Raw genomic sequence first — 17,498 nt, forward strand, 5'->3', positions numbered from 1 at the left:
CTGTTACATGGATATCTTCAAAGATATCGGCACAAAGGGTTTAAGCCTATTCGCCAAAGGTCGAAGATGAAGGGGCAGGTAGGAGTTTAAGGTTCCGAGGTGGATTCATCCAGTTCAAAGGTGGATGAAAGATATTCTAACTCCCCCTTGTCCCTTCCTGCCCCCTGCCCCCTGCCCCCTGTCTCTCCCAATCAGCCGCCAATCAAAACAGTAAAATCACCTTTGATAATTTTATTCGGTGGCCCTAATGCTTCTAAAACAGTGTCGCCCATGCGAGAGGCAGGTAGATTATTAATCAGCACAGTCTGACTACCGTCAATCACAACCCCAGGGCCGTGAGGAGGTAAGGGTAAAGGTGTGGCGCAATTATGAATATCAGCACCAGCAGCAGCAGCAGCGATCGCACTACCCATAGTAGCAGCAGATGTTGCCTTTGTAGTTTGTTCAGCAGCTAAGGCAGCAGGTAGCCCTGGTGTCCCAGCCGCCGCTAGGGTAGAAGCCTCAGCCACTTGGATAGCTGTATCAGAAGCTTGTTTGGCGGACTGCAAACCTGGTACTGCTGCTGCAAGCACACCCCGCCACGCAGGTAAAGACCCAATCAACACATTCGGACTACCCGGCCCTCCTGTCAAGACTGGGGGTAAAGGGTGCGCTACATTGTCAGTAATTCTTGCTGCTGGTTTACCCATCACAACCTCCTATTGTGTTTATTACGAATTACGAATTACGAATTACGAATTAATTAAGGCGAATCATCGCACCTTTAACTGTAATCACGCCGTTGGCTGAAATGTCTATATTGCCAGCAGCATCTAATGACATATTACCTGTTGATTTCACTGAAACAGATTTACCCATGTCGTCCATTTTGATTTTATGACCGCCTTTAGTTTCAATCTCTATACACCTTTGGCTGTCATTGAGATATATTTTGTGACCGTATTCAGTTTCTACGCGAATACCTTTTTTACTACTTCCTTTATCTTCTTCAACAAACTGTAGAACATGACCTACACGAGTCTTAATGGTGCGTAATCTCACACCACTTGTAACCGAGTCATTCACCTTTTCTGGTGGTGCATCCTTGCCATTCCATACCCCGCCAATGACGTAGGGACGGTGGATATCGCCATGCTCAAAACCTACCAAGACTTCATCATTTACCTCTGGTAAACAGTCGAAACCTCTGTTGGGGCCTGCTCCTACAGCTACAACTCGCGCCCAATCACTTGTATGGTCTTCTGTGAGAGTGGGAAACTTGACCTTCACCCTACCCCATGCCTGTGGGTCTTTGTTATCAGTGACAATTCCCACCAATAAAGTCTCAGATGGCTGTAGACGTTTTTGTGGAGATAGAGTTGTGAATAAGTTACCAGAACGTAGCCCCCGCACGCTGAAATCAGTTTCATAAACGCGCTGACTGAAGAAATGGCGGGTTTCTGTAACATAATAACTACCATTATAGCGATCGCCCATGCCCTCAAGTTTAACAACTCGTCCTGGACGAATCTGGGGATTCCCTGCTGCTTTGCCATCTGCATAAACAAATTCTCCTCCCAATTCATCACACAAAGCCTGAGCCATCGCCTTTGCTTGATTTTCACTAGCAACAGGTTTATCTACAACAGTCATTTTGGGCGAATTAAGATTAGAAAATGCAGTATTTGTACTACTTCCTAGCTTATTACCTGTCTCAGTTACTTGCTTCTCTTTGTTAGCTGTTTGGCTAATTAATCTTTTCTGGCTATAGTCCCAAGCACGTACTTCCACAGAACTCACCTGTTGGGAACTGGTGACGCGGGTACTAAATTTACTAATATCAATTAGCCATTTTAGTGGTAAATCTCCCTGAGCTTTTGGGTTGCAAAAATTTATCTTATCCTCGGTCAAAAATAATTCAAACCCAATGCGGGCAGCCCTTTCTCGCAAAAACTCCATATTAGTTTGGTTTTCTTGGAATACATACTTATGAACTTCGCTAGTTGACTCTACATTGCCAATTTTTATCCCGACTTCTTTAACTACTTTCTTGACTATATCGCTATCAGTTTCATTCAGAAAAGAACGATTATAACGACCTCTGTGCAGACGATGGGAAATATCATAGCCACGAACAATGATATCAGCTTCAGATTTTTCATTGAAGTGAACTTCCATCGCTGTAATTTCACCTTGCATCAGAAAATTTTCTATATCTTTTTTAAAATGAGGATCTTGAGTAGTACTCCCACTAAAACCCAACTTCACTTTTTTACCAATCTTAAATAGTTGATCATATCGCCAAGGCTTGTTTTCTGAGCGTTCAGAAGTGGGAAGATAGCTATTATGTACTACTAGAGTAAACATTGCTGGTAAATGCAGGCTTTCTTCTATGGTGATTTGCAGCAAATCTTTCATCAATTCTGAAGAATCATCTAGTCCTTCTACCTGGATTTGAGGTTCACTTAAATAGAGGCTTTGTTTAGGCATAACTATTATTTTATCAGCATGAAATATTCAGAGAATTCTTGAATGATAAGGAAGTGACAGATGAGTTAAGGAACGAAACCCAACATTTCTGGGAGCATCCCATAATGTAATATGTAGTGCGAGCGTCTCGCTCGCATACTAAGCATAATTAAGCATAATGGGCATTATAGATGGCCGCGAGCAAGATGCTCGCACTACAAAATAAATCTGCCAAATTTGGATGCACACACATTTATGGGGCTTTGTTGGGTTGCGCTTTGCTTAACCCAACCTACAATTTTTATTTATAACTTTGGCTATTTTTGGCTATCAGTTTTTCCTAATTGTTTATTCGCCTGACGATCTTTGCCTTTAGAAGCTGATTCTTTACCTCCAGGAAGGTGGTTTTTATCTACTTCTTGCAAGGAGATATCTACGAGCGCCCTGACTGGTGTACCATCGGTAAGAAACATATTTAAAGTGTAAGTTAAACTCGTAATTACACAATAGAAATATTCTGTTCCCCATGTAAAGATATAAACAGGTGGACGCTTATCAGCAGATCCTTTGATCGTCTCTACTCCTTGCTTAATAATATCTATATACTTCATGACTGATTCTTTAGTTTCATAAGTATCAAATAGCAACTGCTTAAGTGTAAATTTGTAAGGATCAACGCCAGAAAAGTTAACTTTAGGGAGAAGTTCGGTACTTCTATTACCGTCCTTACTTTCCCACTTAACAGTTCTAGCAAAACTAATATCTGTAGGATTAAACATCAGTTCAATATCTTTTGTCGCTCCACTTTTATAAGCTACAAGTTTGGCTTTCTCAAGTTGTGGTTGACGTTTTTGAATAACAATAATTGCTGGAGTTGGCATTTGAGTATTTCTCCTAAAAATTAATTATTGAATGGAAATTTACCAAGGTAATCGACCTGAATAACCGCCATGACGTTCTCGCTCAATTTCTATCCGTTGTCGTAATCTATGATAAATTTCACGAGCTAGAGCTTCAAGAGCCGCCGGATCATCTTTGTCATTTCCTTCAGAAGATAAAGAAGTATTTTCTATTGTCTCAGTTATCGGTTCTATTGCTCTAGATATATCCGGTGGAGTGACTTCTCCACCATCAGCAAAGCCTCTAAATGAAGGAAGGTGTTTAGCAAAAATTTGTGGCGATTCGGAAGCATGAGAAAATTCAGAATTTTGGCTGTTAGATTCCACACCACTAAAGTTAAAGTTAGTGAATTCATCATTATTTACATTTAGTAAATCTTCCACACTTGACCATTGTGAAGGTGTGTTTGACCATTGAGAAGATGTATTAGTGCTGGGATTTGCTTTTCGGAAAATCATGGGAGGCGATGAGTATTGAGGTGAGGGTTCATCCACACCAATTGTTTCGTTTTGAAGAGGATTAAGCTGTGGAGAATTCAGAATTGAAAGCTTCTGTTTACTAATATTCAACCCCAAGGAAGAAGGAATTAAAGAATTAGATATCTGAGGTGAGTCAGTCTCAGCGCTTTTTAGCTGTAATGAAGTGTCTGGAAAAGAATCGACTTTAGTCGGAGTCTCTGGAGAAGTTGTTTCTTCTGGTTCTGTGGGATTGGGTGTCTGTAAACTTGGAAGGATAATATCTTGCGGTGTCCCACCAGTGTTGATGTGATGTAGTAGAGGTAAATGCTTCTGTGCATCTCTAGTATTAATCACAAACTCCCCAGGCGTAAGCATTGCTGGTACTGTATCCGAGGGTGCTATTTGCTGGCGATTTTCAATGCGGGAGTCTGTTACTTGACCACCAGTAGCATAACCTTTAGGTGCGGGCAAATTTTTAATAGTCGCGTTTTGCTCAACTTCAGATGGTATAGTTACCTCATTTTGTGCGGAAGTTGCTTCTTCTGGGATATCTGGATTATCTGGATTATCTGAAATATCAACCTTTGTTGATATTTCAGGATTTGTTACCGCAAAGGGAAGTTCTAATTCTATTGGTTGTTCATTGTCAATAGGTTTCTTGAAAATACTCTCAGTTGTAACGATTTCAGATAATGTGGCAGGAATTGTTGGTGTGTTAACGTCCTCGTGAGACATCACAGTTTCACCAATCTCAGGCGATGTGGCGGTAACTGTTAGTGTTTCAACAATCTCAGGCTGTGTGGCGGTAACTGCTGGTGTTTCAACAATCTCAGGCGATGTGGCGGTAACTTGTGGTGCTTCAACAATCTCAGGTAGCGCTAAGATGGGATAACTTTCTGTAGACTCGCTAGTAGTATTCTCAATACTGCTGTCATCTTGCAGTGAAGTTACATTTGTTGAGACATCTAAAAGATTATCTGCTATTACAGATTGTGACTCTAAAGTTAATAACTGTTCATGATTATCAGAGTTTGCCAATAAACTGGGCGTGTCTTCAATATTGGCTGAGGTTGGTGTTAACTGAATAGGTATACTGGCTGGAGACTGACTCGTAAAACTAGAGATAATCTCTGGTTGTATTGCAATCGGGCTTTTTGCAACTGAAGACTTAGAATTAGGTACAGCAACATCATGTAGTGGTGTGTAGCTGTGCGTCCCTACTATATTTTCATCATTCGCAAAAACATGAAGTGTGTCATTAACATCAGGTGATGTCAATGTTGATGATAAAGCTGCATTTTCTAGAGAATTATCAGCCACAAAATTATCTGTGACAAAATTATTTGGATTATTTTCTAAGATTAAGTCTGGTTCAATGTCTGTAATTACCTCAAAATCACTATTTCTATTTATATTTGATGATTTCTCTTCTGACGATGGAGATATAAAGGTTGGCAAAACCTCATTTTTATGTATTAAATTTGTTGAAGAAGCGATGGTTTGATTATCAATTATGGAAGGAAGTCGATCTGTTTCAATATCCTGTTGTGGTAGCGTTGGACTGACTGGAATATCTGAAATACTAACTAATTCTAATGCTTCAGGGATTATCTGCTGTTCATCATTCCCTAAAGAATTATGGAGAACTTCCTTTTTATCTACATTTTGTTGATAAAAAGGAAGTTCTACAAGTGAAGATTCTACTAAATCACTTGCGTTATCATCTAATTTATTTTCTTGTTGTAATTGTAAAATACTTTCTATGTCAGACGATTCTGCACTAGTTAAATTAGATGAAAATTCAGGATTTACTTGCCGTTCGCCGTTAGTAATATTAACGTTATGTGAAGAATTTGGTGTCGTTATACTAGGCGTTATAATGCCAATTAAATCATCATCATTTCTAATATTATTATCTGAATCAATATCAAGTTGTAAAGTGGGGAGTTCTAAGTTAGCCTCAACAAGCAGAGATTTATCTGATGCTAATAAGCTATTTTCCTTTGAATTAATAGGAATGTTGCTTTTGTCAATAAACTTAGTTGCAGATGATTTGACCGATTTTTTAGTCTTAGATTTAGTGGCTGAATTTTTTTCTGGGGGCTGTTGAGATTTATTTGTTTTTTTTGATTTAGATTTCCTTTTGGTACTAATATTGATTTCTGATGACATATCATTACTCGTATTGTTTTCAATATGAGTTGGTATTACCTCTGAAATACTAGCTTTTACTGGTTCACTACTGTTAATAATATTACTATCTTCTAGTGGATTTATGAAATCAGCAGAATCAAATTCAAGCAATGGAAACTCATTATTTATATCCTGAGTATCCCAACTATCCCAACCTATTACTGGTTGTATCGATGGCTCATGTTCACGAGACAAGAAAAACTTTGAGGATGTGGCTAATGGTGGTTTATTTTGGATGGAACTGATAAAATTACTTCGTGAATGTAGAGAATGAGACTCTTTTCTCAATAACATTCTGTGAGAATTAGATAAATGCGATCTAATCCCCAGGGGATGAATATTGTTTCCTAATGTAGGTTGAATAATTTGCATAGTTATAGTTGAAAAATAGCCAATTAACTAGAAACGAAATATCCGGTTTTTTGGTTTCGTTGTACAGAACTACCTCCTCCTGTAGCTCTGGCAACTTGTAAACCTTCATAAGCTAAAGTTAATTCTTCAATGGCAACGGCTTTGCCATCTGCTTGAAGTGTCGGTGTTTTCCAAGTTATCGGGATAGCACCAATTAAAGTCCAACTCATCATCGTTTCACCGGCTTGATTGAAAATCAAAATATTGACATTGCGCCGAGATGTTTTCTTTTGTTCATCAAAAACTGCATTCATCCAGTTCCAAAAACCTGGATGATCGGTAACTCCACGTTTAAGAGTGATGTCTGTAAATTCTGTATGACCTAAATAAATTCTTTGCTGATCGTTGACACCACCTTCTTGAAAAACATTTTTCTTAATTTGAATACTCAATCCTGAACATTCGGCGAAAGAAGCAGCAATAGAACTGTCTATCTCAACGTAGAAACGATTAGTAGTGACATAATTTAATTCGTGAGTAATGTTGCCGTTATTAGCGCCTGTAGCCATCACAACCACCTTTGAGAATCATAATTACCTACCCTTTCGCGCTGCGATCGCAAGTCCTCTAGCAAAAGTTTATACACGTGTTCTGTAAGTTGGTTCAAAAGCCGCGAGTCATTGAGGTATTTACCCGCAGCATTCGCCGCCTTGCTAGTCGCTGAAACCCCTGCATAGCCAGCAGTACCGCCAACGTCTCCATCGAATGTGAAAAAACTCTGTTGCTGATTTGAGTCCATAAATAAAAAACTCTCCCTAAATCCAGGCTAAAGGTACTGCATCAGAATCAAAAGTAGCCAAAAGTCGAACTTAAGTTTTTACCTGGATTTAGACTTTTGACAAATGGTGTTGGAAATGCGATCGCTGTAATGAGGACGCTAAGATTGGCAACGGAGGATTCTGGTACGAAATGGAGCTTGGCAATACAGTCCGTTTCTACCACGAATTCTATTCCGAAAAATACAATGGGAATATCGAATGTCAAATATCCAAACACAAACGCCTAACGCACCCTACGAGACTAATATTCGGTGTGTTACGCTGTGGCTAACACCCTCTACATAAATCTTGACGAGACAATCTTGCCATACATATAATATATGTATGTTCTTTGAATATGATCCCAAAAAAGCAAAAACCAATTGGCAAAAGCATAGTGTTTCCTTTGCAGAAGCTGAAATGGTGTTTTTCGATCCCCTTGCCATTCATGACATTGATCCAGATTCGATTACTGAAGAACGTTTCATCGCAGTGGGGATAGGAAACTCTGGCTCACCATTGGTCGTTGTTTATACCCTGCGTGGTGAGGTGATTCGACTAATTTCTGCTCGTCGCGCCACAAAACAGGAGATAAAAGCTTATGAGAAAAGAATATGATTTTTCTAAGGGAAAACGAGGATCTGTAATTCCAACTCATGGAAAAACACGCATTACTATTTATCTAGATGATGAAATTCTAGATAAATTTCGAGAAGAGGCTGAAATAGCTGGAATGGGTTATCAGACTCTAATTAATGAGGTTTTAAAGAAATATCTCCAGTCCCCTTCTGATCAACCTCTCACCCAAGAGGATCTACGCCGTATTCTTCGTGAAGAATTATCAGTGCGATCGCCGATCTTGTAGCAACTGTCTTAATAGTGCGATGCCCTTGGCAACGGCTAAAGCCCTATCGCGCATATATGATGGTTGATAAAGTGCGTAGGCGCAGCCCGCCGCAGGTATCGCCTTTCTTGTAGCAACTGTCTGAATAGTGTTGCGTAGGCAAAGCCCGTCGTAGACATCGCCCATGTATGATTGTTGATAAAATGCAATCGCCAATCTTGTAGAGGGTGAAAACGTGCGAGCGATCGCATCTGTTTTAACCGACTACCGTGGGTTTAAATCCCCCAGTTCAATAACTGGCAAGTTTTGGGTCGGGGTCTAAATCCCCGGACGCGACGCTCGAGTACTCGCTTGCCGCCGGCGCTATCGCAGACTCGCTTTGCGCGTCGCTTTCACAAAACTTAATTACGAATTACGAATTACGAATTACGAATTATTTAAGTTGGGTAAATGGAAATGAAATTGTCAAATTATCAGAATTTGCCCATCCTATCATACACCTCTTGAAATCCGTAGGCGTAGCCCGTCGTAGACATCGCCCGACACTATAGAATAGGGTTGCCGAAAATTTAGACTTTGCTGCATTGTGTGGTGAGTACGATCGCTGTACTCTAGATATTAGAATAATCAAATAGTCATCCACCTACTGCTTAGGCATCAGGAGAAAAAATGAGAGAACGCATAGTCCAGCCCAAAAAAGCTACTACTGCTTCCTTCTCAATACCTGCACTCAAACAACCGACGCGTGGTTTTGGTTTAGACTCCTCTGGTGCTTCGTCCCAAGCAGTTCCATCGGTGCAACCTCTCAACAAACCACTAATGCATGACATTAGTCGTATATCACTGCGTCCCCAAACAAAACTCACGGTTAACCAGCCAGGAGATGTTTACGAGCAGGAAGCTGATAGAGTAGCACAACAGGTAATGCAGACGATGGGCGAGTCTGTAAGTAAGCAGTCTGTGCAACGGGAAGCGTTACCAGAGGAAGAAGAAGAATTACAAATGAAATCTCTGGCGGATACCAATATTTCGCTACAACGGGAAGCGTTACCAGAGGAAGAAGAAGAATTACAAATGAAATCTCTGGCGGATGCCAATATTTCGCTACAACGTCAGGGTGGTGGAGTAGCAGCCACATCTAACTTGGAAACTTCAATCCAACAGGAACGAGGAGGCGGACAGCCACTTTCAGACGATATCCGGCAACCAATGGAACAATCTTTTGGGACTGACTTTAGTGGTGTCAAAATCCACACAGATAGCCGCTCTGACCAACTCAACCAATCTATCCAAGCTCGTGCCTTCACCACAGGGCAGGATATATTTTTCCGTCAAGGAGAATATGCTCCAGAGAGTCATGGAGGGAAGGAATTACTTGCCCATGAGTTAACTCACGTTGTCCAACAAAATGGCAGGTGACAAAGCCGATAGCTGCTGGTCAATTTGTAGTGGTATATTTTCTAGCACAAGTTGCCAAAAGTGTTTGATGGGTGGAATTTGCAGACGATCTTGAGTTGTTACCATCACTACCCGACGAGTCAAACTGGAACCATCAGCTAAACCACTAGTATGATTGCTGGCTAAGGAACGAATCGCTAGGGTAGGGTCAAGACGTGCCTCCAGTAACGCTGATTGAGGTAGCAAGGCTATCAGTTCTCCTTGGCGTACAACTCCCCGAAATGCATCTAGGGTATTTACCTCCAAGGCCGATTGGAGTGTAGCTTCCATGCGCTCAAATCTATCTTGGATTAAGCGCTGCATCCCATAACCATCTTTAAAAACCACTTGGGGATAACGAATTAGTTCTGACCAAGGGATGAATTCATATTGGGATAGGGGATGATTGGCTGCGGTTAAAACTTCTATAGGTTCATCATAAAGCACTTCTACCACCATTTCTCTACTGGTGGTTAAAAAGCGATTATTCATCACAATTGCTAAATCTACCATTCCATCTTTGAGGACTTTCAGGGCGCGATCGCTTCCCAAGGAAGTTACCCGCAATTGCACATCTGGATAATCATGACAAAATTTTTGTAACACTGGTGGTAAGTAAGATCCACATAGGGAGTGAATCACCGCAATACAAAGTTGTGGTTGCTTTCCGGCGATTAAATCGGCTAATTCTTCTGTCGCAGTCTGCCACTCTTGGCAGATTTTGCGGACGTGCGGTAGCAAACGTTCACCTCCTAGCGTCAGTTTGGCATGACTGCTTCTGTGAAACAGTTCTATCCCCAAATCTGCTTCTAATGCTTGGATTTGGCGACTAATCGTCGATTGAGTAACACCAGATGTTCGCGCTGCTTGTTGAAAGCTGCCGATTTGGGCGATCGCTAAAAAGGCTTGCAACTGCTCTAGGCGCATTTTTATGTAGCCTGAATTACATTTATCGGTTTCATTAAGTTAACGGGTTTTTAACCATGATTTAGTAGAGTTTGTTACAAGCGGTTTAAATATATGAAAACTGCTGTAATTCAAATTTTGCTCGAAATTAGAAATCAAGAGTTAAGAATTGCTAATTTACAACTCTTAACTTTTAATTCATAACTCCTAACTCCTAACTCCTAACTCCTAACTCCTAACTTTTAATAGCCGCGAGAGGTAGAATACAAAGCATCATACTTTATCTTTAAATTAGCGCTTTTAATTTTTTCTATATCAAGTAAGGTGTAGATAAATTGTAGGTAATTAGGTTTCGGATCGAAAATTGAAATTGAACCTGACGGGTTGCTCCCAGGCAACTCATCCGATGCACTTTTTATATTTGCCACAATAGTATCAGTAATCTCTAGAGTGGCAGACCCAGCATAATCGGGTATATATTTAATTCCACAGTAGCGTGCTGGATTATGGCTAGCAGTAAACATTAACGCCCCTGCGGAATTTAAGTGACGGGCGTTGTAAGCAATTACTGGTGTGGGGCAATCTCGATCGGTAATTTTTACAGTCCAACCCAAGTCTGCTAGGACTTGGGCCGCTGTTTGGGCAAACTGGTCAGCTAAAAAGCGAGTATCGTAGGCAATAAGTACTGGTCTATCTTTTGTGTAGGCTGTTTCTAAGTAAGTGGCAATTGCCCTTGTTACTTTCCGTACATTGGGAAATGTAAAGTCATCGGCAATAATCCCTCGCCATCCATCAGTACCAAATTTTATCTTGCTGGACATTTTTGCCACTTGCTCTCGTACATTATCAGTACTATAAAAGCTTCCCGCAAAGTTTGTGTAGCAGCAAGTATCCACGAAGTTCTTTTCTATGCCAGCCTTAGCTTAAACTTCTCCCCACCGTACTTTCTCTCACTGTTTCTGAGCAATGTCAACCCCCGATCGACCTTTTGCCAGTTATCACCTTTGGTCTCTAGTTGCCCCAGCGATCGGGCAAGAACGCTGGCATTGCCAGATGAGACGGGGGTTTATCAAAGCCCGGCAACACGAACCACAAGTCAAAGCGCTGTTAGCACAAGCCACCGCACCCCAGCGAATAGGCATACTCGCCCAAAAAGGTATTTATGAGTTTCATCATCACAGGCATCTGTTGAAGCAAGCAGATGGTGTAGAAAGAGTTGCACAGCTACTAAAATTAGCTCACTCAAGCGTTCAAGTCCAGCAACGCGTGCTGCAAATTTTGCAAAAATATCATGATGCGCCGTTGCTTTTAGATAAAAATATTATCCAATTAACTCCGGGTGATGAAGGCTTTCCCAAACCGATAGTAGTTGAACAAGAAGATTATTGCTTTCGCTTATACGCGGCTATGGACTGCGTTTTTATTGAGTCTGATAGCACTTTACATATTTTGGATTTCAAAACTGGTAAGTCGGCTTTTGACAAACGACAGGCATTAGTTTACTTGCTAGCGGCTCGTTATCTTTATCCTGGACGGAAAGCAGTTGCATCATTTTATAATTTGGAAATATGTAAAAAATCTGAGTTAATTACTATTAATAATAGTGAATTAGAATCCTTAAAATTTGAGTTAGCTAATATTGCCCACAAGCACCAGCACGATTTGCAAAAATATCAGGAAGAAAATAGTAATTTCAGTAAAATTTTTCCTCCTAATCCTGGCTCTCACTGCCGCTTTTGCCCATTTAATTCCATCTGTGAATTTGCCGATTTTAAGCAGCATCAATCATATCCAATGCCCAGTTTAAGAGTTAATAGTTAATTAATTTACCAAAATGTTGCGAAAAAATTGTAGCGAAAAAATTGTAGGTTGGGTGGAGGCTTTGCGTAACCCAACATCCTGATATATTATATGTTGGGTTGCGCTCCGCTCCACCCAACCTACGTCTTGAAAGTGCTGAGTGCTGAGTTAGGAGTTAGTTATTCTCCATTGGTGTCAACTTAAGCTGAAACTCCTTTAAAACCTCGTTTCCAGCCGGAGGCTGAAAATGCAACTCAAAAGCGGCTCTGCCGCCAGCAAGGGAGGCGGAGCCTCTAGGACAGCATTCCCAGTCGGAGAGTGGGAACGAGACAAAGGTGACAATCTCTAAAAGCTGGTTCTAGGCTAGTTTTCACGTTAAGTTGACACCAATGGTTATTCTCCTCCCCAGTCCCCAGTTATTCTTTCATTCAAGGCTTTTGAAACTTGTTTCATCGGGACTGCCTTTTGTGCGCGATGCCCAATGCCCAAATTCAAAAGTCCGGTAATTCTTTAAGAATTGTGAACCGGATATGATTAATCGCCAAATCACCAATGGGGATATCTTCTTTGGTTAGCCGCGCACCTTGACTTGTCACAGTTTCAAAGGTGATACCTTTGCCAATTTCAATGTGATACCAGCATAAGCCCATAAAAAAGCGCGTGGGATAAGGTCCACCTTCACCCACATCGTCAGGATTTGATTCCATTGGCAACCAGCCAAAATTTGGGACGTAGAATTCTAGCCAAACATGATTAAAGTCGGGTTGTAGTGGAACTCCTATGAAGTCACTATGGGGAGGACATTTGTACCTACCGACGGTGCGGCAGGGGATACCATTTAAACGGGATAGGGCAAGTAAAACGCCGACATATTCGCCACAGGAACCAACGCCCCGTTCTAAAACTATATCTGGTGTATCAATATAAGGTTTAATACCGTAAGATAACTCATCATAGACGTAGTTTCGGATGCTGTGCATTTTCCGTAGCACATTGGTTTCAGAACCAATCGCCTCTCTGGCGGCACGGCGAACAATGGTGGTATCCATTGCTAAATCGTCGTCATCCACTAAGTAGCGTGTTTGTAATTCTAGGGAAAGTTCAGGAACGTCTTCTACATTTCTGGGTGTGATGCGATATTTAATTCCTCGAACTTCTAAAAGTGCTTTCCAACCAAATATATGCCGTTCGCCTGGGGCAAGAGAATCAAATTTAAAGACTGCTACACGTTGCCCTTCTATCACTTCTTCGGTAAAGGGTATACCAATGGGTTCAACGTGTTTCACCTTTTGACGCTCAGTTTCCGATGGTAGGGCGATGCGCCATTCGACATCAGGGATATAAACCTCGTCTAAAGGTGCAATTTCCTCAGCATAGGACATTTCAATGAGATAGCCATTAGAGAGGGCGTAGCGCTTATCTGGATCGTAATGATAATACAGAGGATGAATAAAAGTGCGATCGCGGAATGTTAGCTCATGACTCGGATCGGCATTAGGGTTATCCCGGATATAAGGCTCCTCTGATGCATAGGCAACGTAAATACTCTCTTTGCCTGTTTCGGCATTTTTATGGATTGTGATGCCTGTGGGACATTCAAAGGGAGTCAGGACACTGAATTGCAGTTCTCCCGTGGCCCTGTCCATCGCGTAAACTGATTGTTCGGTGCGATCGCAAATCCACAGCATTTCTTGGTTGACTGCCAAATTCTCGATCCCAACTCCAGGGGCATAAAATCTGGTAATCTCTTTTCGCGTTTCGCGGTCAAAAACCAGAATGTAACCTAGTCTTTGGCAACTGACATAAACTGTTGTTTCCCAAACAGCAACACCGTCAGCCGGATAAGGCAATGTCACAAAATGTTCCAGAGCCAAAGCATCGAGCTTGCACAAGTAAACACTATTTTCTCGGCTCACCCACAGAGTATCTTCCCATGCCGCTAGACCTGTGACATCGGTAAATTCTTTAACTTGATGGGGATTGAGAATTTTACTGTTGTCAGAGATGGGATCAATCTCCAGTAGATGCCCTTTAATATTGTCAATGGCAATCAGTTTATCTTTGATGAAAGTAATGCCACATAGGGCAGCAGCAGTAAGCGGTCGAATTGTTTTTTGCCCAAACATCTGGCTAACGGTCAAAGTGGGGAGTGCAAAACTCATAAAACCTTGTGGTAAGTGTAAAAGTGACTGGGGACTGGGGACTGGGGATTAGGTGCCAAACCCTTAAAACGCCACGTTTACGGCGGGGTACTAACAATTATCGGTACAATGTGTTCCAAAAAACTCTTTCGTGAGAAATAATACTATGTCAAAATCGGAAGAATTTACAAATGTTAAGAATTACAGATACATTCATCTGACTGGGCGATCGCTTTAATGTAACTTTAGGAGATGGAATTCCTGGCATCACTAAATTATGATCGAATTTTGTAACCATTTGCTGTGACCTACACGATGTCTGCTAATTCTCTGCCTGAAGGTGCCGCCGTTTGGCATAGTTTAGAAGTTGATAAAGCGCTAGACCTGCTTGATAGTAATGCAGACAGCGGCTTAACACCCCAAGAAATTCAACAGAGATTGCAAAAATACGGCCCCAACGAACTTGAAGAAACTGCTGGCCGTAGTACTTGGGAAATTCTGCTGGATCAGTTCAAGAACATTATGTTGTTGATGCTGATTGGCGTCGCTCTGATTTCTGGCTTGATAGATTTATGGGCTTGGCGGACAGGTACCTTAAAGCCTGGTGAAGTGCCATTTAAAGATACCATCGCTATTTTAGCAATTGTCATCCTCAACGGCATACTCGGTTACGTCCAAGAAAGCCGTGCCGAAAAGGCCTTGGCAGCCTTGAAAAAAATGACCTCTCCCTTGGTGCGCGTAATCCGCGATACCAGATTGGTGGAGATAGCGGCTAAGGAACTAGTTCCAGGGGATGTAATGCTGCTGGAAGCTGGGATGCAGATAGCCGCAGATGGACGCTTGATCGAACAATCTAATTTACAAATACGCGAGTCGGCCTTAACTGGTGAAGCCCACTCTGCTAACAAACAGGCAACACTAAAATTGCCAGAGGAAACAGATTTAGGCGATCGCATCAATTTAGTATTTCAAGGAACCGAAGTACTCCAAGGACGTGGCAAGGTTCTGGTGACTAACACCGGCATGACTACAGAACTAGGTAAAATTGCTACGATGTTGCAGGCGGTAGAAAATGACCCTACGCCTTTACAGCAGCGAATGACTCAACTGGGTAACGTCCTGGTTACGGGTTCTTTAATTCTCGTGGCGATCGTTGTGATCGGCGGTGTCATCAAGGACGGAGGTTTTAAAAACATCCAAGAACTCTTGGAAGTTTCCTTGAGTATGGCCGTTGCTGTGGTTCCAGAAGGTTTACCAGCTGTAATTACCGTCACCTTGGCACTGGGAACCCAGCGAATGGTGCGCCAAAATGCCTTGATTCGCAAATTGCCAGCAGTGGAAACATTGGGTTCTGTAACCACCATCTGTTCTGATAAAACTGGCACCCTGACTCAAAATAAAATGGTGGTACAATCAGTTTCCACCAATAACAAAACTTTTCGCGTCACTGGCGAAGGTTATGCGCCAACAGGGGACTTTCAGTTAGATGGTCAAAAAATTTCCTTAGAGGAGTCTCCAGAAATCCCAGCTTTATCAGTCGCCTGTACTATTTGTAATGATTCAGTGTTGCAAAAAGAACAAGGTGAATGGGCGATTTTGGGAGATCCTACAGAAGGTGCATTATTAACACTGGCAGGAAAAGCCGGAATTGAAAAAGACCAGTGGAACAGTAAGTTACCTCGTGTTGCGGAGTTCCCCTTTTCCTCGGAACGGAAGCGGATGAGCGTCATTACTCAGGTGGAAGGAGTCGCCACAGGTGAAGCATCTTCGAGAGGTGTTGACCCGGCGATCGCTGGTTTTCTGCAATCTGAACCCTACTTAATGTTTACCAAAGGTTCTCCAGAGTTAACCTTGGCACGTTCCACTCAGATTCATTTGGGTAATTACACAGGCCCATTGACCGAAGAACACCGCCAGAAAATTTTGGCAGAAAATGACCTGATGGCGAGTAAAGGTTTGCGGGTGCTAGGTTTTGCCTACAAACCTTTAGTAGAAATTCCACCAGAAGGTTCAGACGAAACATCTGAGCAAGATTTGGTTTGGCTGGGATTGGTGGGAATGCTAGATGCGCCCCGCCCAGAAGTCAGGGCAGCAGTCCAAGAGTGTCGGGATGCAGGCATTCGCCCAATCATGATTACAGGCGACCACCAATTAACAGCACGAGCGATCGCCACCAATTTGGGAATTGCCCAAGAAGGCGATCGTGTCCTCACAGGTCAAGAATTGCAACGGATGACTGACCAGGAATTAGAGCAAAACGTTGACCTAGTAAGCATCTATGCCAGAGTTTCCCCAGAACACAAACTGCGAATTGTCCAAGCACTGCAACGCCGGGGTCGATTTGTAGCGATGACAGGTGATGGTGTCAACGATGCTCCAGCCCTCAAACAAGCCGACATCGGGATTGCAATGGGCATTACGGGCACTGATGTCAGTAAGGAAGCCAGCGATATGGTGTTACTTGATGACAACTTCGCCACCATTGTTAGCGCCACCAAGGAAGGCAGAGTTGTTTACACTAATATCCGCCGCTTTATTAAATACATCCTGGGCAGTAATATTGGTGAAGTTCTCACAATTGCAGCCGCGCCCTTAATTGGTTTGGGAGGCGTTCCTCTTACTCCCTTACAAATTCTCTGGATGAACTTGGTGACAGACGGTTTACCAGCCTTGGCATTAGCTGTGGAACCCCCAGAACCGGATGTCATGCAACGTCCGCCTTTTAGTCCCCGTGAAAGTATTTTTGCTAGGGGATTAGGTTCTTACATGATTCGCATCGGGATAATATTTGCCATTATTACCATTACCTTGATGTTGTGGGCTTATCAACATACCCATGCTGTTGGGTATCAGGGCGATCCCGAAGCTTGGAAGACAATGGTATTTACTACCTTGTGTATCGCCCAAATGGGACATGCGATCGCCATTCGCTCCAACAACCGACTAACCATCGAGATGAATCCTTTCTCTAATATCTTTGTACTAGCGGCTGTTGTCGTCACCACGATTTTGCAGTTGATGCTAGTTTATGTCCCACCCCTGCGAGATTTCTTTGGTACTCACTACCTGAATATGCAAGAATTGGGGGTTTGTATCGGCTTCAGTGCCTTAATGTTTGTCTGGATTGAAGCGGAGAAGATATTCTTGCGGATTATGGGCAAGAAGGCCGTCTAGAAAGAAAATTTTAGATTTTAGATTTTAG

Annotated in this window: 16 protein-coding genes and 1 pseudogene; 5 read left to right on the plus strand and 12 right to left on the minus strand. The window is 42.2% G+C overall.

Annotated elements, in window-relative coordinates; translation table 11 throughout:
- Positions 1-191: 191 nt before the first annotated feature.
- The 7 genes from V7K76_RS08890 to V7K76_RS08920 all read right to left on the minus strand — a co-directional run bounded on the left by V7K76_RS08890 (position 192) and on the right by V7K76_RS08920 (position 7,352).
- Positions 192-689, minus strand: a complete 498-nt coding sequence (locus tag V7K76_RS08890) for a PAAR domain-containing protein (protein ID WP_334776309.1) — start codon at positions 687-689, stop codon at positions 192-194.
- Positions 690-738: 49 nt separating this feature from the next.
- Positions 739-2,469: a VgrG-related protein gene (locus tag V7K76_RS08895; RefSeq protein WP_334776310.1), complete on the minus strand. Its 1,731-nt coding sequence runs from the start codon at positions 2,467-2,469 to the stop codon at positions 739-741.
- 296 nt (positions 2,470-2,765) lie between these two features.
- Positions 2,766-3,329: a CIS tube protein gene (locus V7K76_RS08900; protein WP_334776311.1), complete on the minus strand. Its 564-nt coding sequence runs from the start codon at positions 3,327-3,329 to the stop codon at positions 2,766-2,768.
- A gap of 39 nt (positions 3,330-3,368) precedes the next feature.
- Complete coding sequence (locus tag V7K76_RS08905; RefSeq protein ID WP_334776312.1) at positions 3,369-6,371, minus strand: hypothetical protein; 3,003 nt, start codon at positions 6,369-6,371, stop codon at positions 3,369-3,371.
- A 23-nt stretch (positions 6,372-6,394) separates the two neighbouring features.
- Positions 6,395-6,919 carry a phage tail protein gene (locus V7K76_RS08910; RefSeq protein WP_179065051.1) on the minus strand — a complete coding sequence of 175 codons (525 nt, stop codon included), beginning with the start codon at positions 6,917-6,919 and terminating at the stop codon, positions 6,395-6,397.
- Positions 6,919-7,149 carry a hypothetical protein gene (locus tag V7K76_RS08915; RefSeq protein WP_334776313.1) on the minus strand — a complete coding sequence of 77 codons (231 nt, stop codon included), beginning with the start codon at positions 7,147-7,149 and terminating at the stop codon, positions 6,919-6,921. The genes V7K76_RS08910 and V7K76_RS08915 overlap by 1 nt, the downstream gene beginning before the upstream one ends.
- A 47-nt stretch (positions 7,150-7,196) precedes the next feature.
- Positions 7,197-7,352 carry a hypothetical protein gene (locus V7K76_RS08920; RefSeq protein ID WP_334776314.1) on the minus strand — a complete coding sequence of 52 codons (156 nt, stop codon included), beginning with the start codon at positions 7,350-7,352 and terminating at the stop codon, positions 7,197-7,199.
- Between the two features lie 161 nt (positions 7,353-7,513).
- Here V7K76_RS08920 and V7K76_RS08925 point away from each other — a divergent pair, with 161 nt between their 5' ends.
- Together V7K76_RS08925 and V7K76_RS08930 are read left to right on the plus strand one after the other, a co-directional pair.
- The gene (locus V7K76_RS08925) at positions 7,514-7,786 is read left to right on the plus strand and encodes a BrnT family toxin (protein WP_334776315.1); all 273 of its coding nucleotides are present in this window, start codon (positions 7,514-7,516) and stop codon (positions 7,784-7,786) included.
- A complete protein-coding gene (locus V7K76_RS08930; protein ID WP_334776316.1) occupies positions 7,770-8,033 on the plus strand; it encodes a BrnA antitoxin family protein in 264 nt (87 codons plus the stop codon). The genes V7K76_RS08925 and V7K76_RS08930 overlap by 17 nt, the downstream gene beginning before the upstream one ends.
- On the opposite strand, the gene V7K76_RS08935 is transcribed toward V7K76_RS08930, so the two are convergent.
- Complete coding sequence (locus tag V7K76_RS08935; protein ID WP_334776317.1) at positions 8,010-8,228, minus strand: hypothetical protein; 219 nt, start codon at positions 8,226-8,228, stop codon at positions 8,010-8,012. The two genes, V7K76_RS08930 and V7K76_RS08935, sit on opposite strands and share 24 nt — an antisense overlap.
- 453 nt (positions 8,229-8,681) lie before the next feature.
- On the opposite strand from V7K76_RS08935, the gene V7K76_RS08940 reads away from it, so the two are divergent.
- Positions 8,682-9,431 (plus strand): eCIS core domain-containing protein, encoded by a 750-nt coding sequence (locus V7K76_RS08940; protein ID WP_334776318.1) that lies wholly within the window; start codon positions 8,682-8,684, stop codon positions 9,429-9,431.
- Here the strand turns inward: V7K76_RS08940 and V7K76_RS08945 are convergent.
- Positions 9,399-10,376, minus strand: coding sequence for a LysR family transcriptional regulator (locus V7K76_RS08945; RefSeq protein ID WP_334776319.1), 978 nt, complete (start codon positions 10,374-10,376; stop codon positions 9,399-9,401). The two genes, V7K76_RS08940 and V7K76_RS08945, sit on opposite strands and share 33 nt — an antisense overlap.
- A 224-nt stretch (positions 10,377-10,600) precedes the next feature.
- Positions 10,601-11,176: pseudogene (locus V7K76_RS08950) on the minus strand (phosphoglucomutase/phosphomannomutase family protein); the annotation flags it as partial.
- A 145-nt stretch (positions 11,177-11,321) separates the two neighbouring features.
- Here V7K76_RS08950 and V7K76_RS08955 point away from each other — a divergent pair.
- Positions 11,322-12,176, plus strand: a complete 855-nt coding sequence (locus tag V7K76_RS08955) for a PD-(D/E)XK nuclease family protein (RefSeq protein WP_334776320.1) — start codon at positions 11,322-11,324, stop codon at positions 12,174-12,176.
- Positions 12,177-12,646: 470 nt separating this feature from the next.
- Here V7K76_RS08955 and V7K76_RS08960 read toward each other — a convergent pair whose 3' ends face one another.
- Positions 12,647-14,317, minus strand: coding sequence for a transglutaminase family protein (locus V7K76_RS08960; protein WP_334776321.1), 1,671 nt, complete (start codon positions 14,315-14,317; stop codon positions 12,647-12,649).
- Positions 14,318-14,465: 148 nt separating this feature from the next.
- The gene (locus V7K76_RS08965; protein ID WP_334776322.1) at positions 14,466-14,594 is read right to left on the minus strand and encodes a hypothetical protein; all 129 of its coding nucleotides are present in this window, start codon (positions 14,592-14,594) and stop codon (positions 14,466-14,468) included.
- A gap of 17 nt (positions 14,595-14,611) precedes the next feature.
- Here V7K76_RS08965 and V7K76_RS08970 point away from each other — a divergent pair, with 17 nt between their 5' ends.
- Entirely contained in the window at positions 14,612-17,470 is a 2,859-nt protein-coding gene (locus tag V7K76_RS08970) for a cation-translocating P-type ATPase (protein WP_334776673.1), read from the plus strand.
- The last annotated feature ends 28 nt before the right edge of the window (positions 17,471-17,498 follow it).

The sequence above is a fragment of the Nostoc sp. genome (assembly GCF_036917975.1).
GTDB lineage: Bacteria > Cyanobacteriota > Cyanobacteriia > Cyanobacteriales > Nostocaceae > Nostoc.

Excerpts from the sequence above, each read along its gene's own strand:
- V7K76_RS08890 (WP_334776309.1), bottom strand. The coding sequence starts at position 689 with ATGGGTAAACCAGCAGCAAGAATTACTGACAATGTAGCGCACCCTTTA.
- V7K76_RS08895 (WP_334776310.1), bottom strand. The coding sequence starts at position 2,469 with ATGCCTAAACAAAGCCTCTATTTAAGTGAACCTCAAATCCAGGTAGAA.
- V7K76_RS08900 (WP_334776311.1), bottom strand. The coding sequence starts at position 3,329 with ATGCCAACTCCAGCAATTATTGTTATTCAAAAACGTCAACCACAACTT.
- V7K76_RS08905 (WP_334776312.1), bottom strand. The coding sequence starts at position 6,371 with ATGCAAATTATTCAACCTACATTAGGAAACAATATTCATCCCCTGGGG.
- V7K76_RS08910 (WP_179065051.1), bottom strand. The coding sequence starts at position 6,919 with ATGGCTACAGGCGCTAATAACGGCAACATTACTCACGAATTAAATTAT.
- V7K76_RS08915 (WP_334776313.1), bottom strand. The coding sequence starts at position 7,149 with ATGGACTCAAATCAGCAACAGAGTTTTTTCACATTCGATGGAGACGTT.
- V7K76_RS08925 (WP_334776315.1), top strand. The coding sequence starts at position 7,514 with ATGTTCTTTGAATATGATCCCAAAAAAGCAAAAACCAATTGGCAAAAG.
- V7K76_RS08930 (WP_334776316.1), top strand. The coding sequence starts at position 7,770 with ATGAGAAAAGAATATGATTTTTCTAAGGGAAAACGAGGATCTGTAATT.
- V7K76_RS08940 (WP_334776318.1), top strand. The coding sequence starts at position 8,682 with ATGAGAGAACGCATAGTCCAGCCCAAAAAAGCTACTACTGCTTCCTTC.
- V7K76_RS08945 (WP_334776319.1), bottom strand. The coding sequence starts at position 10,376 with ATGCGCCTAGAGCAGTTGCAAGCCTTTTTAGCGATCGCCCAAATCGGC.
- V7K76_RS08955 (WP_334776320.1), top strand. The coding sequence starts at position 11,322 with ATGTCAACCCCCGATCGACCTTTTGCCAGTTATCACCTTTGGTCTCTA.
- V7K76_RS08960 (WP_334776321.1), bottom strand. The coding sequence starts at position 14,317 with ATGAGTTTTGCACTCCCCACTTTGACCGTTAGCCAGATGTTTGGGCAA.
- V7K76_RS08965 (WP_334776322.1), bottom strand. The coding sequence starts at position 14,594 with ATGGTTACAAAATTCGATCATAATTTAGTGATGCCAGGAATTCCATCT.
- V7K76_RS08970 (WP_334776673.1), top strand. The coding sequence starts at position 14,612 with ATGTCTGCTAATTCTCTGCCTGAAGGTGCCGCCGTTTGGCATAGTTTA.